Origin of the sequence: Micromonospora sp. HK10 (genome assembly GCF_000982955.1) — a bacterium.
In the GTDB taxonomy this organism is placed as follows: Bacteria; Actinomycetota; Actinomycetes; order Mycobacteriales; family Micromonosporaceae; genus Micromonospora.
The window spans coordinates 1-11,829 of record NZ_KQ058659.1 but is presented as its reverse complement, the minus strand read 5'-3'; the positions used below and the strand labels follow the sequence as shown (position 1 = coordinate 11,829).

The 11,829-nt window shown below is 74.4% G+C and carries 13 protein-coding genes; 9 read left to right on the top strand and 4 right to left on the bottom strand.

Going from position 1 to position 11,829, the window contains the following annotated elements; translation table 11 throughout:
- Window positions 1-243: 243 nt before the first annotated feature.
- A complete protein-coding gene (locus LQ51_RS01710; RefSeq protein WP_046562834.1) occupies window positions 244-1,020 on the bottom strand; it encodes a D-Ala-D-Ala carboxypeptidase family metallohydrolase in 777 nt (258 codons plus the stop codon).
- A 339-nt stretch (window positions 1,021-1,359) separates the two neighbouring features.
- Here LQ51_RS01710 and LQ51_RS01705 point away from each other — a divergent pair, with 339 nt between their 5' ends.
- Together LQ51_RS01705 and LQ51_RS01700 are read left to right on the top strand one after the other, a co-directional pair.
- Window positions 1,360-2,001, top strand: coding sequence for a DUF6642 family protein (locus tag LQ51_RS01705; protein WP_046562833.1), 642 nt, complete (start codon window positions 1,360-1,362; stop codon window positions 1,999-2,001).
- A 44-nt stretch (window positions 2,002-2,045) separates the two neighbouring features.
- Window positions 2,046-2,510: a PPOX class F420-dependent oxidoreductase gene (locus tag LQ51_RS01700; protein WP_046562832.1), complete on the top strand. Its 465-nt coding sequence runs from the start codon at window positions 2,046-2,048 to the stop codon at window positions 2,508-2,510.
- 2 nt (window positions 2,511-2,512) lie between these two features.
- On the opposite strand, the gene LQ51_RS01695 is transcribed toward LQ51_RS01700, so the two are convergent.
- Entirely contained in the window at window positions 2,513-3,154 is a 642-nt protein-coding gene (locus LQ51_RS01695; RefSeq protein ID WP_046562831.1) for an NAD(P)-dependent oxidoreductase, read from the bottom strand.
- Between the two features lie 90 nt (window positions 3,155-3,244).
- Complete coding sequence (locus tag LQ51_RS01690; protein WP_046562830.1) at window positions 3,245-4,477, bottom strand: serine hydrolase domain-containing protein; 1,233 nt, start codon at window positions 4,475-4,477, stop codon at window positions 3,245-3,247.
- Between the two features lie 66 nt (window positions 4,478-4,543).
- On the opposite strand from LQ51_RS01690, the gene LQ51_RS01685 reads away from it, so the two are divergent.
- The 6 genes from LQ51_RS01685 (at window position 4,544) to LQ51_RS01660 (ending at window position 9,499) form a co-directional block, all read left to right on the top strand.
- Window positions 4,544-5,137: a pentapeptide repeat-containing protein gene (locus LQ51_RS01685; RefSeq protein WP_046562829.1), complete on the top strand. Its 594-nt coding sequence runs from the start codon at window positions 4,544-4,546 to the stop codon at window positions 5,135-5,137.
- A gap of 54 nt (window positions 5,138-5,191) precedes the next feature.
- Complete coding sequence (locus LQ51_RS01680) at window positions 5,192-5,644, top strand: pyridoxamine 5'-phosphate oxidase family protein (RefSeq protein WP_046562837.1); 453 nt, start codon at window positions 5,192-5,194, stop codon at window positions 5,642-5,644.
- A 570-nt stretch (window positions 5,645-6,214) separates the two neighbouring features.
- Entirely contained in the window at window positions 6,215-7,183 is a 969-nt protein-coding gene (locus LQ51_RS01675; RefSeq protein ID WP_052744722.1) for a hypothetical protein, read from the top strand.
- 561 nt (window positions 7,184-7,744) lie between these two features.
- The gene (locus tag LQ51_RS01670) at window positions 7,745-8,569 is read left to right on the top strand and encodes a hypothetical protein (protein WP_231605187.1); all 825 of its coding nucleotides are present in this window, start codon (window positions 7,745-7,747) and stop codon (window positions 8,567-8,569) included.
- A 74-nt stretch (window positions 8,570-8,643) separates the two neighbouring features.
- Window positions 8,644-9,081, top strand: a complete 438-nt coding sequence (locus LQ51_RS01665; RefSeq protein WP_046562827.1) for a nitroreductase family deazaflavin-dependent oxidoreductase — start codon at window positions 8,644-8,646, stop codon at window positions 9,079-9,081.
- Between the two features lie 91 nt (window positions 9,082-9,172).
- Window positions 9,173-9,499, top strand: coding sequence for a hypothetical protein (locus LQ51_RS01660; RefSeq protein ID WP_046562826.1), 327 nt, complete (start codon window positions 9,173-9,175; stop codon window positions 9,497-9,499).
- A 55-nt stretch (window positions 9,500-9,554) separates the two neighbouring features.
- Here the strand turns inward: LQ51_RS01660 and dacB are convergent, their stop codons facing one another.
- Window positions 9,555-11,138 (bottom strand): D-alanyl-D-alanine carboxypeptidase/D-alanyl-D-alanine endopeptidase, encoded by a 1,584-nt coding sequence (gene dacB / locus LQ51_RS01655; RefSeq protein WP_046562825.1) that lies wholly within the window; start codon window positions 11,136-11,138, stop codon window positions 9,555-9,557.
- A 314-nt stretch (window positions 11,139-11,452) separates the two neighbouring features.
- On the opposite strand from dacB, the gene LQ51_RS01650 reads away from it, so the two are divergent.
- Window positions 11,453-11,734, top strand: coding sequence for a HesB/IscA family protein (locus LQ51_RS01650; protein ID WP_046562824.1), 282 nt, complete (start codon window positions 11,453-11,455; stop codon window positions 11,732-11,734).
- Window positions 11,735-11,829 lie beyond the last annotated feature (95 nt).

Here is an 11,829-nt window from a genome sequence, read left to right as displayed (position 1 = left end):
CGGCCGGCCGGGTCACCGCACCTGCGGCGCGGCCCGCGCTCCGGCCCGGCGGTGCCGGTCGGTCGGTGGCACCCCCCGCCACCCGGCCGCGCTGGCCCCGGGCGAGCTGACCCGCTCGCCGGTCACGGCGCCGCTCCGGCGCGGCGCGGACCGCCGGGCACGGGCGGTACGCCCGGGGTGCACCGGCGGCGGCCCGGCGCAGGGAGCCCCCACCCCCTGCGCCGGGCCGCCGTCGGCCTCCGGTCAGCCGACCTCGCAGTCCGGGGCGGACCAGCTCCGCGAGTTGCTGGTCCGGTCGCTGTTGTTCTCCCGCCGGGAGTCCACGTGGACGTGGTCGTCGTGGTCCGGGTACCCGGGGCCGAAGATCCCGCTGAAGCCGTGGGTGCGGGCGGTCCGGGCGACCCGGCACAGGGACGAGGTGCCGGACTTCACGTCGGCCGCGGTGCCGTAGAGGTGCTGGCTGTCCGACGCGCCGCCGACCTGCTTGTTGCAGGCGATGTTGCGGAAGCCGCTGGTGACGTAGAGCGGTTTGTCGCCGAGGCCGCGGCGCAGCGCCTCCAGCTTCCACATGGTGCGTAGCGCGTTCTCCCGAGTGGCGCTGGACGAGAGCGGGCCCCCGCTCCACCCGCCCTTGCCGCAGCCGTTGTCCAGCTCGGTGTAGCTGAAGTGCTTCGGCGTGCAGTCGTTGTCCTGCAGGTTGTAGATCTTGGCGAAGGTCTGCGGACCCGCGACGCCGTCGGCGCGCAGCCCGTACGCGGACTGGAAGCGCTTGACCGCACCGGCCGTCTCGGGGCCGTACCGGCCGTCGATCCGGACGATGGCACCGTAGGCGGCCCAGCCGGCCACCCGGATCTGGAGTTGCCGGACGTCTTCGCCGGAGCGCCCCTGGTAGAGGTTGCGGGTCCAGGTGTAGCAGCCGTCGGCATGGGCCGCCGGCGCGGCGACGACGGTAGCGATCGCGGCCCCGGGCAGGGCCAGCGCGAACGCGACGGCCGCCCGCTTCAGGGTGTTGACGCGCACAGAAGTCCTCCTGGTCGGAGCGAATTGGGGTTGGCGACGAGACTTCGTACGAGTAGTCCCGTCCCATCCACCGTGACAGCCTCCCGGATACTTCGCGGGCAATAGCGCAAATTGTTCTCACATTCGCCGTTGGCTGAGCATTAGCTGTGAATTGCCGTCATTGCGAAACGGCCAGCCGGCTCGCTTCCGGCCCGACCGGCCCATAACCTCGCGGCCGTGACGGAACCCGGCCGACGGCCACCCGGAGGGTCACGTCACCTCGCGCCACCCGCCCGGTAACGTCTGCCTCCGGGGCCGGCACGGGCTCCCGGGCGACCTTCGCGGGCGGGGAGGTGGGCGTTGGCGCGTGGCGGCGTGTTCTGTGTCGAGGGGCAGTGGCACCGGGACCTCAACGAGCGCGGCTCCGTCCTGCCCACCCTCGAACTGCTCGAACGGCTGGGCAAGATCCGCTTCATCCACAAGGACGCGGCCACCCGCGACGAGCTGTTCTACTTCCTCGACCGCTGGCTGCTCAAGCAGTACGCCGACTACCGGGTCGGCTTCTTCGCCATGCACGGCGAGCCGAGCCGGCTCTGCCTCACCGACTGGGACTCCGTCGAGCTGGCGGACGTCGCCGAACGGATGGCCGGGCGCTGCGAGGGGCGCCGGCTCTACTTCGGCAGCTGCTCGGTGCTGCGCGCCTCCGACGCCGCGCTGCGGGACTTCCTCGACGTCACCGGCGCGGCGCTGATCTGCGGTTTCACCCGCGACGTGGACTGGGTCGAGTCGGCCGCCTTCGAGACGGTGCTGCTCGACGTGCTGGCCAACGGCCAGCGGCACAACGCCGCCGAGCTGCGGATGGGCTCGGCGCACTGGGCGCCGCTCGCGGCGTACCTGGGCTTCCGGGTGATCTACGCCAACGGCCGTGCCTGGCGGCCCTCCGTGCCGACCCGGGTGCCCGCCCAGCCCACCGCCCGCCGGGTCGCCGAGCGCCCCCGCTGACACCGGCCCGGCCGCCGGCACCGGAGCCTGGTAGAACCGAGGGCATGGCACGCAGCATCGCGACCAACACCCGGGTCGACCGGGCCGCCCTGATCGACTTCCTCCGCCCCCGACACCGGGTCATCCTGATCACCACCCGCTCCGACGGCCGCCCGCAGTCCTCCCCGGTCTCCTGCGGCGTCGACGCCGAGGGCCGCCTGGTCATCTCCACCTACCCGGAGCGGGCCAAGGCGGCCAACATCCGCCGCGACCCCCGGGTCTCCGCCTGCGTGCTCTCCGACGACTGGAACGGGCCGTGGGTGCAGGTCGACGGCACCGCCGAGGTGCTCGACCTGCCCGAGGCACTGGAGCCGCTGGTGGACTACTTCCGCAGCATCTCCGGCGAGCACCCGGACTGGAACGAGTACCGGGCGGCCATGGTGCGGCAGGGCAAGTCCCTGATCCGGGTCACCATCGACGGCTGGGGCCCGATCGCCACCGGCGGCTTCCCCGCCCGGCTGGCCGACTGAGATCAGTACGCCGCGGTGAACCGCGCGTCGCGGAACCGCGGTTCCTCGATCTCGTCGACGATCGCCACCGCCAGGTCCTCGTAGGTGAGCACCGACCGGCCCTGCGCGTCCGTCACCGGGTGGTCGGTGCCGGTGCGGTAGTGGCCGGTGCGCTCGCCGGGGTGGAACTCCAGCGGCGGCGGGGAGACGTAGGTCCAGGTCACCCCGTCGGCGGCGGAGCGGTAGAACTCCAGCGCGTCGGCCTGCCCCTCGGCCGAGTCCCGGTACTCCGGAGGGAAGTCCGGCTCGTCCAGGTACCGGGTGCCCTGCGGGGTCAGCAGGGTGGCCCCGCCGCCCACGTGGATCACCCGGGGCGGGTCGGGCAGCTCGCGGAGCGTCCCCACGAGCGTGCGGGCGGCGTCGCGCCACAGCTCCCGCTCGCCGCCGCCGATGGCCACCACGAACACGTCGGCCTCGCCGGCCAGCTCCCGCACGCTGCGCTCCGAGGTGGCGTCGCCGGTCACCGTCCGTACCCCGGCCGGCAGGTAGCTGGTCGCCTCCGGGCGGCGGACCGCCGCCGTGACCCGGTGCCCGCGCTGGACCGCCTCGGCGGCGATCCGCGACCCCGCGGTGCCGCCGGCGCCGAACACGACGATGTTGCTCATGGCTGACCACCCCCCGCCCGACGTGCCTCGCCCCTCAGGCTAGGGAGCGGGCCGCCCGCCCGGTGCCGTAACGGCGATCCCGGGCGCGGCTCAGTCGACCAGCGCGGAGTAGACCAGCTGGCGCAGCTGGGAGCGGAGCGGGTACGTGCTGGAGGGCATCAGCTGGGTGAAGAGCAGCGCGGTGACCTCCTCCACCGGATCCACCCAGAACGCGGTGCTGGCCATGCCGCCCCAGTAGTACTGGCCCACGCTGCTGGGCACCCGGGCCGGCACCGGGTCGAGCACCACGGCGAAGCCGAGGCCGAAGCCGATGCCGTCGAGGACCGTCTCGGCGAAGCCCTCCGGGGAGAAGGACGCCAGGTCCCGGTCGCCGGGCAGGTGGTTGCGGGCCATGAAGCGCACCGTCCGCGGGCCGAGCAGGCGCACCCCGTCGAGCTCGCCGCCGCGCAGCAGGAACTGGGTGAACCGGTGGTAGTCGGCGGCCGTGGAGACCAGCCCGCCGCCGCCGGAGAACCAGCTCGGCTCGGCCAGCGCGGCCCGGCCGATGGCGTCAACGCGGACGGCCCGGCCGGTGGCCGGGTGCGGGGCGTAGAGGGCGGCCAGCCGCTTGGCGTCCGGCTCGTCGACCCACCAGCGGGTGTCGGTCATGCCGAGCGGGCGCAGGATCCGCTCGGCGAAGAAGGCGTCCAGCGACTGCCCGGAGACGACCTCCACGAGCCGGCCGAGCACGTCGGTGGAGACGCCGTAGTTCCAGCTGCTGCCCGGCTGGAAGAGCAGCGGCAGCCCGGCCAGAGCCGCCGAGGCCGCCGCCAGGTCGGCGCCCGGCGGCACGCCGAGGTCGAAGCCCGCCTTGCGGTAGAGGCCGTCGACCACCGAGACCTGGGCGAAGCCGTACGTCAGGCCGGCGGTGTGGGTGAGCAGGTGCCAGACCCGGATCGGCTCGACCGCCGGCACCGTGTACGGCTTGAGCACCGAGCCCCGGTCGTAGACCCGGACGTCGGCGAACTCCGGCAGCCAGCGGCTGATCGGGTCGGTCAGCTCGAACCGGCCCTCCTCCCAGAGCATCATGGCGGCGACCGAGGTGATCGGCTTGGTCATCGAGTAGATCCGCCAGAGGGTGTCCGCCTCGACCGGCGCCCCGGCCTCCCGGTCCCGCAGCCCGTACGTCGAGGAGTGGGCGATCTCGCCCCGCCGGGTCACCACGATCTGCCAGCCGGCCAGCTGGTCGTCGTCGACGTACCGGGCGAAGTGCTCGTCGATCCGCGCCAGCCGCGCGGGGTCGAAGCCGATACGGTCCGGGTCGGTGCTCACCGCGACGCTCACGCCGCCGAACCTACCGTCCGGTAGGCGTACCGGGAAGTGTCGGCGGCCCCCACTAATCTGGTCCGCATGCCGGAGCCCGTCGAGGACGTCACCTACCGCCAGCAGGACTGGTACGCCGAGGAGCTGGCCGACCGGCACTTCGTGCGCTGCGAGTTCTTCCACGTCGACCTCACCGAGGCGGTCAGCCAGGGTGCGGTCTTCACCGACTGCGTCTTCGGCAACGTGGCCTTCAACGCCTCCCGGCACACCGACTCGGCCTTCAGCCGCTGCACCTTCAAGCGGTGCAACCTCTTCGAGGCCGAGTTCACCGGCTGCAAGCTGCTCGGCAGCAGTTTCGACCAGTGCGACCTGCGCCCGCTGCGGGTCGACGGTGGCGACTGGTCCTTCGTCGGCCTCGCCGGCGCCGACCTGCGCGGGGTGCGGTTCACCGACGTACGCATGCGCGAGGTCGACCTGACCGGGGCGGACCTGACCGGGGCGACCGTTACCGGCGTCGACCTCTCCGGCGCCCAGCTGCACGCGGCCAAGCTGGTCCGGGCCGACCTGCGCGGCAGCGACCTGACCGCGCTGGACCCGACGACGGTGCAGCGGGCCGGCGCGATCATCGACGCGGAGCAGGCGATCGTGCTGGCCCAGACGTTGGGCTTCGAGCTCCGCTGACCCGGTCCGGAAAGGCGACGTACCCTGTCAGGTTTTCCTGCCATGCTCACCGGCATGGCTTGGTGGTCCGACCTGGTGGCGTCCGAACCCGACTTCGCGGCCCGCGTCCGGGCCCGCTTCGCGGTGCGCAAGCACGGCACGATGGCGACCCTGCGGCGGGACGGCTCGCCCCGAATCAGCGGCACCGAGTTCGACTTCGGCGACGACGGGCAGCTCCGGCTGGGCAGCATGGCCGGCGCCCGTAAGGCCCACGATCTGCTCCGGGATCCCCGGGTGGCGCTGCACTGCCCGACCGAGGACGCCCCCGAGGCGGATCCGGCGGCCTGGGCGGGCGACGCGAAGATCGCCGGTCGGGCGCATGAGGAGCCGCCGGGAGAGGACGGCTCGCACCGGTTCCGGATCGAGGTGACCGAGGTGGTGCTGACCCGGGTCGGCGATCCGCCGGACCATCTGGTGATCGAGAGCTGGCATCCCGACCGGGGGTTGGTGCGGCGCCGGCGGCGGTGAGCCGGCCGCGCTGTCGGGAAAATGCCTCACGTCGACGGCTTCTCGGAGATCGGCAGGTGTGTCATCCTCCCTGCGGCGGTCCCCGGCGCGACCGCGACGCCGAGGGAGGGGTCGGTGGCTGAGGAGGAGCTCACGCAGACCGGTATCCGGGTCGGGCGGTGGCTGCCGGCCGTACCGGCCCAGCCGCGACCGGCGCCGCACCCGGCCGGCGGGCCACGCCGGCTACCCGGCGACCCGGACGACCCGACCCCGGACGACCCGGCCCCACGCACGCCCGGTCCGGCACCGCACCGCCCCGGGCCGGCACCCCACGATTCCGGGCCGGCACCGCACCATTCCGGGCCGGCGTCGCACGCTCCCGGGCCGGCGTCGCCCGGTCCCGGGCCGGCACCGCACGATTCCGGGCCGGCGTCGCCCGGTCCCGGGCCGGCGTCGCCCGGTCCCGGGCCGGCGTCGCACGGTCCCGGGCCGGCGTCGCACGGTCCCGGGCCGGCACCGCACGATTCCGGGCCGGCACCGCACGGTCCCCGGCCGGCGTCTGCTCTGGGGCCGGGAACCGCCGCCGGGCCCGTGCCCGGGTCGGCCGGTGCCCGGGGTACGGGCCCGGCGGCCGGGGCGGAGCCGGACGCCGCCGCGCCCGCCAGGCCCCGCCCGGTCGAGCCGGTCCGGCACTCCTCCCGGGAGAGCGCCACGGGCCGGTTCGCCGAGCTGGTCGGCCCGGCCGCCGCCAAGGTCCGGGTGGCCGTCGGGGCCGCACCGGACGGCCCGGTCACCCGCGTCGGCGTGGGCCGGGCCCGGCGCCGGCGCCGCCGGGTGCTGCTGGGCGTCGCCGGGTTGGTCGTGCTGGTGCTGACCACCGGATACGTCGTGCGGGAGCAGGGCGCCGGCCGCGCGCCCGCGGTGTCGGCGGTAGTGCCGGGCGGCGGCGCGTCGGCGTCGGACCCGGTGGCGCCACCGCCCACCGTCGTGGCGGTCACCGGGAATCCCGCCCTGCCCGGCGGGCCCCTGCTCAGCGTCGGCCAGGAACGGGTCCCCACGCTGGTGGACCTGACCGTGCTCGGGGCGCGGGACTGGATCCACTGGGGTGGCAGCGGTGGCGACAGCGTGCAGCGCAAGCAGGTCGGCACCGGGGAGATCCGCGACCCGGGCGGGGCGCGGCTGGAGCACGCCGCCAGCGGCTCCGGATTCGCCTGGACCGACGGCACCCCGGCGGCCCGGCAGGACGGGACCCGGTCCGGGGTCTTCCAGCGCGGCGCCGGGAAGAGTTTCGCGGTGGCCGTGGCCGCCAGCAACGACCTGCGGACGGTCCGGCTCTTCGTCGGCGCCTTCTCGGCGGGTGCCCGCCTCGACGTCCGGCTCTCCACCGGCGGCGACCCCGCGGTCCGCGAGGTGCCGCTGGCCGCCGGGGACCGGTTCTTCCAGTACGTCATCCAGTTCCGTGCCCCGCGCGGGGCCCAACTGCTGGTCACCTGGCGGGCATTGACGGTGGTCGGCAGCGAGAACGACGGGGTGACCATGGAGGCGTTGGCCGTCAGCTGAACGCCCCGACCTGCCGCAATCGGTGCCCTGGTGGCGGTGTGAGGCCCCGACGTGCGGCATTCGGTGCCGGCGTGCGGCGATGCGGTGCCGGCAGGGTGCGGGGAGGCGCCGATATGCCGCAATCGGTGCCGTGGTGGCGTGGGGAGGCCCCGACACGCCGCAATCGGTGCCGTGGTGGCGTGGGGAGGCGCCGACGTGCGGCATTCGGTGCTGGCGTGCGGTATGCGGTGCCGCCAGGGTGCGGGGAGGCCCCGACACGCCGCAATCGGTGCCGGCGTGGCGCGGGGAGGCGCCGACGTGCGGCATGAGGTGCCGTGAGGGTGCGGGGAGGTGCCGAAATGCCGGCGACGGTACGGTGTCGCCACGAAGGGCGAAACTTCCTTCCGCCGACATATGGCGCACCGCGGGCCATCGTGGAATCGTGAGGCGCGGTCGCGCCCTGCTCGTCCCGGCGGTCGGGGCCGGGCGGGAGCGGGAGGTCACGTGGGTCGGGAAGACCACCGTCCGGCGGGCGGCCTGGCGTCGCACCGGTATGCGCGGACGCGATCGGCACTGCGTCGCGTGATCCGGAGCCGGCAACGCCGCCGCTGGCTGCTGGAGGCGGCGGTCGCCGTCGCCTGCCTCGCCGCCGTGGTCAGCTACCTCGGCACCGAGCAGCATCCCACGCCACGTCGGGAGCAGAGCGTGCTGCCCGCCGCGCCCAGTGGCCGGCCGGTCCTGCCGTCCCCGGGCGGACCCGGGATCGAGGACGCGGCGGTGACCCCGGGGCTGCACCCCCGGCAGCGCACCCCGTCGGCGTCGCCGTCACCCTCACCCGACCCCGCACCGTCCACCGCCCGTCCCGCGCCGAGCCTGGCGGTCAGCCAGGCCGACGTGCCGGCCCTGGTCGATCTGACCGCGGCCGGCCCGACCGACTGGGTCCACTGGGGGCTGCTCGACTCGGGCGCGCCGGTGCACAAGCGCCGGGGCTCCCGGGAGATCCGCGACGAGGGCGGCCGGGGCCGCCGGGTCGCCTACCGGAACAACCCGGAGGAGTACGCCTGGCAGGACGGCAGTCCGGTCGGCGCGGCGCGCGGCACCCAGGCCGGGGTCTACACCTGCGGCGCGGGCCACGGCTTCAGCCTCTCGGTGGCCGGTGACGGGCAGCAGCGGACCGTACGCCTCTTCGCCGGGCTCTGGATGGCCCAGGCCCGCCTCGACGTGCGGCTCTCCTCCGGCGGCCCGACCAGAACCCTGCGGTTGGCGGACCCGCACACCGCCCGCACCGCCGAGTTCACCGTCCGGTTCCGGGCCGCGCGGGGCGCGAAGCTGCTGCTCAACTGGACGGTGGAGCAGGCGCTGGGGGACTGCGGCAACGTCAGCCTCCAGGCGGTCGCGCTGCGCTGAGACGAGGTTCGCCCGGTGCTCTGGCCGCCCCGGGGGTAGCGTGGCCAGGATCGGAGGATCCGGAGGGAGTGCCGATGACGGCGAGCGAACAGGTGCTGGACAGCCCGCAGGGTTGGGTCGCCGACCACATCCGGCGGTACGTCGCGACCGACGGCGCCGAGGGGCACGAGTGGCGGCCCGGCGTCTTCACCCTGCTGCTGACCACCCGGGGCCGGCGCTCCGGGAAGCTGCGGCGCACCGCGCTGATCTACGGCCGGGACGGTGACGCCTACCTGGTGGTGGCCTCCCAGGGCGGCGCGCCCCGGCACCCCGCCTGGTATCTGAACCTGCTCGCCGATCCGTTGGCTGAGGTGCAGGTCGGCGCGGAGACGTTCACCGTCCGGGCCCGCACCGCGACCGCGGAGGAGAAGCCCCGGATGTGGCGGACCATGACCGCCGTCTGGCCGGCGTACGACGAGTACCAGACGAAGACCGACCGGGAGATTCCGGTGGTGGTGCTGGACCGGGTCTGAACCGTCGGGACAGTTTGTCCGTCGCGGCCGTCGTGGGGCGTTCTACGGTTCCGATGTTCCCGTCCGACCATCCCCTGTGGAGGCTCGACCGATGAGCAGCAGTGCGCCCGTCGCCCGTCCCGTCGCCCCGTCCGGCGTGGGTGACCCCTCCGGCGACGTGCTGCGGGAGATCCCGCTGCCGCCGTACGTGACCGGCGAGGACGCCCAGTTCGCGGTGCGCGCGGTGGTCGTGCACGCGCCGCGCCGCTGGTCCGGCGGGACGATCTGCCGCAACGACGCCAGCCCGCACCCGTGCCGGCTGCACCGTTGGGGTCGCCGGGTACTGGCGCTGCGTGGCCTGCCGCCGGCCGAGATCGACGCGCTGATCGAGCGGGGTGACCCGGCCGCCGTGCCGGGCCCGACCCGGCCGGGCGCCTGAGCCGGCGCGGCGCGCCGGGCCCCGATCCCCCCTCCCGACCGGGGCCCGCCGCCGCTCAGCAGAGGATCGGCTTCACCCACGCGCACTCCAGGCCCTCGGGGACCCGCGGCGACTCCGGCGCCGCCGGCACGGCCAGCCGCGCCGTGCTCGTGCCCTTCTCGCTGTACGACGCGAGCGCGATGGCGATCTGATCCTCCAGGCCCTTGACCGACGAGGTCAGGTAGTTGTTGAGCACGACGGAGAAGGCCAGCAGGTGCCCGTCCGCGTCGGTGACGTAGCCGGAGAGGCTGGACGCGCCGGTCAGGCTGCCGGTCTTGGCGTGCACGTTGTCCGCTGCCGGGGTGCCCCGCATCCGGCTGCGCAGCGTCCCGCCGACGAACCGTTCCGGGTTGCCGGCCACCGGCAGGGCGGCGTACCAGGTGTCGAACCAGGGTTCGGCGCGGACGGCCGACAGCAGCGTGACGAACTGGGCCGGCGGGATCATGTTGCGCCGGGACAGCCCCGAACCGTCGCGCTGGCGCAGCGTGCCGGTGTCCACTCCGGAGTCACCGACGTACTCGCCGATCGCGGTGAGCCCGGCGTCCCAGGTGCCGGAGCCGGAGAGCACCCGGCCGAGTTCCTTGGTGAGCACCTCGGCGTGGCCGTTGTTGGACAGCTTCAGGAAGGGCACCAGCAGCTCGGAGAGTGGCATCGAGTCGTGCCGGGTGACGATCTTCGCGGCGTCGGGGGTGGACCGGCCGAGCACGGTCCGGCCGAGGACCCGTACGCCGTGCCGCTGCAGCGCCGACCGGAAGATGTCGGCGGCGTACCCGGTCGGCTCCCACACGGTCATCCAGTCGCTGGCGGGGTCCTCGCCGACGGCGATCTGCCCGGTCACCACGATGGTGTTGCCGCCGTGCTCGCGTTCGAAGGAGATGGTCGTCTCGCCGGTGGCGACGGTCTCGGCCCGGTTGTCGATGCGCAGCCAGCCGTTGGCCGGGGTCATGGTGATCGCCGGCCGGGCGCCGGCCTGGCCGGCCGGTGCGGCGTGCACGATCACGGTGCCGGCGTCGTAGTCGGTGTCCGGGGCGACGGTCAGCGCGGACACCTGAGCCGCGTAGTAGTAGGACTCGTCGTCCCAGGTCCAGTCCGGGCCCAGCCGGGTCCGGTCGTAGCGGGTGTCGTCGGCGACCAGGTTGCCGGTGACCACCCGGACGCCCTCGGCGGCGACCTGGGCGGCCAGCCGGTCGTAGTCCTCGGCGAGCATCGTCGGGTCGCCGCCGCCGCGCAGGTACAGGTTGCCGGCGAGCAGCCCGGCCCGGCGTACGCCGTCGCTGGCGACGTCGGTGGTGAAGCGGTGGCCGGGGCCGAGCAACTCCATCGCCGCGGTCGAGGTGAGCAGCTTGGTGTTCGAGGCGGGAACGAGCCGCCGGTCGCCGTTGCGGTCGTAGAGGGTCTGGCCGGTGCGGGTGTCCACGACCACCACGCCCGCCTGGGCCCCGGCCAGCCGGGAGTCGGCCAGGACGGCGTCGATGGTCGCGTGCAGCCGGGTCTGCGCGGGGGTGGGCGCTTCGGCGGTGGCGGTGGTGGCGCCGGCGGTGGTCGCGGTGGCGACCAGGGCCAGCACCGTCAGTGCCCCGATGGAGAGACGACGATGCATGCGTCGATGCTGCCACGGCGCTTTCTGCCGGAGAAGAGCCAACGATGAAAACTTATTTCCGAACCGCTCCGATTACCCGCCTCGGGGCCGGGCAAACCGCTGGTCAGCCATTCGTGGTCGGCCGCGCCGGCCAACGGTGTCAACTGATCCGGCTCTATTTGACGGATGCCCGGGCAGGGGGCAACGTAGGCCGTGAAGGGCTTTCGACCTGCCCTGGTTTGCGCGGCGAAGACCGATTCGCCTTCCCGGGTGCGTACCCGGCCGCGCGGCGACGAACCGGCCGCGAATCCAACCCAGCCATGAGGAGTTCCGCCATGCTGACCATGACCGAGAACGCGATTCTGGTGATCCGCGACCTCGCCAACCAGGAGGACGTCGGCGAGGCGGGCGGGCTGCGGATCGCCGCCGACACCGACGCCGGCTCGCTCTCCATCGAGCTGGTCCCGGAGCCCACCCAGGGCGACCAGGTGGTCGACAACCAGGGCGCCCGGATCTTCCTCGACCCGGACGCCGCCGAACTGCTCAACGACACCTCCGTCGACGCGGTCGTCGACGAGGAGGGCGTGGTCCAGTTCGGCTTCACCGGGCCGGAGTGACTCACCCCGCGCGGCGGGACTCGCCGCGCGGGGCCCGGCCAACGCGCCGCTGCGGCCCGTCCGGGCCGGCCGGCGGCCCGCCGCGCTGCTCCCGG

Coding starts and splice junctions, on each gene's coding strand:
- LQ51_RS01700 (WP_046562832.1), top strand. CDS start 2,046: ATGGCACGCAGCATCGCGACCAACACCCGGGTCGACCGGGCCGCCCTG.
- LQ51_RS01695 (WP_046562831.1), bottom strand. CDS start 3,154: ATGAGCAACATCGTCGTGTTCGGCGCCGGCGGCACCGCGGGGTCGCGG.
- LQ51_RS01685 (WP_046562829.1), top strand. CDS start 4,544: ATGCCGGAGCCCGTCGAGGACGTCACCTACCGCCAGCAGGACTGGTAC.
- LQ51_RS01680 (WP_046562837.1), top strand. CDS start 5,192: ATGGCTTGGTGGTCCGACCTGGTGGCGTCCGAACCCGACTTCGCGGCC.
- LQ51_RS01665 (WP_046562827.1), top strand. CDS start 8,644: ATGACGGCGAGCGAACAGGTGCTGGACAGCCCGCAGGGTTGGGTCGCC.
- LQ51_RS01660 (WP_046562826.1), top strand. CDS start 9,173: ATGAGCAGCAGTGCGCCCGTCGCCCGTCCCGTCGCCCCGTCCGGCGTG.
- dacB (WP_046562825.1), bottom strand. CDS start 11,138: ATGCATCGTCGTCTCTCCATCGGGGCACTGACGGTGCTGGCCCTGGTC.
- LQ51_RS01650 (WP_046562824.1), top strand. CDS start 11,453: ATGCTGACCATGACCGAGAACGCGATTCTGGTGATCCGCGACCTCGCC.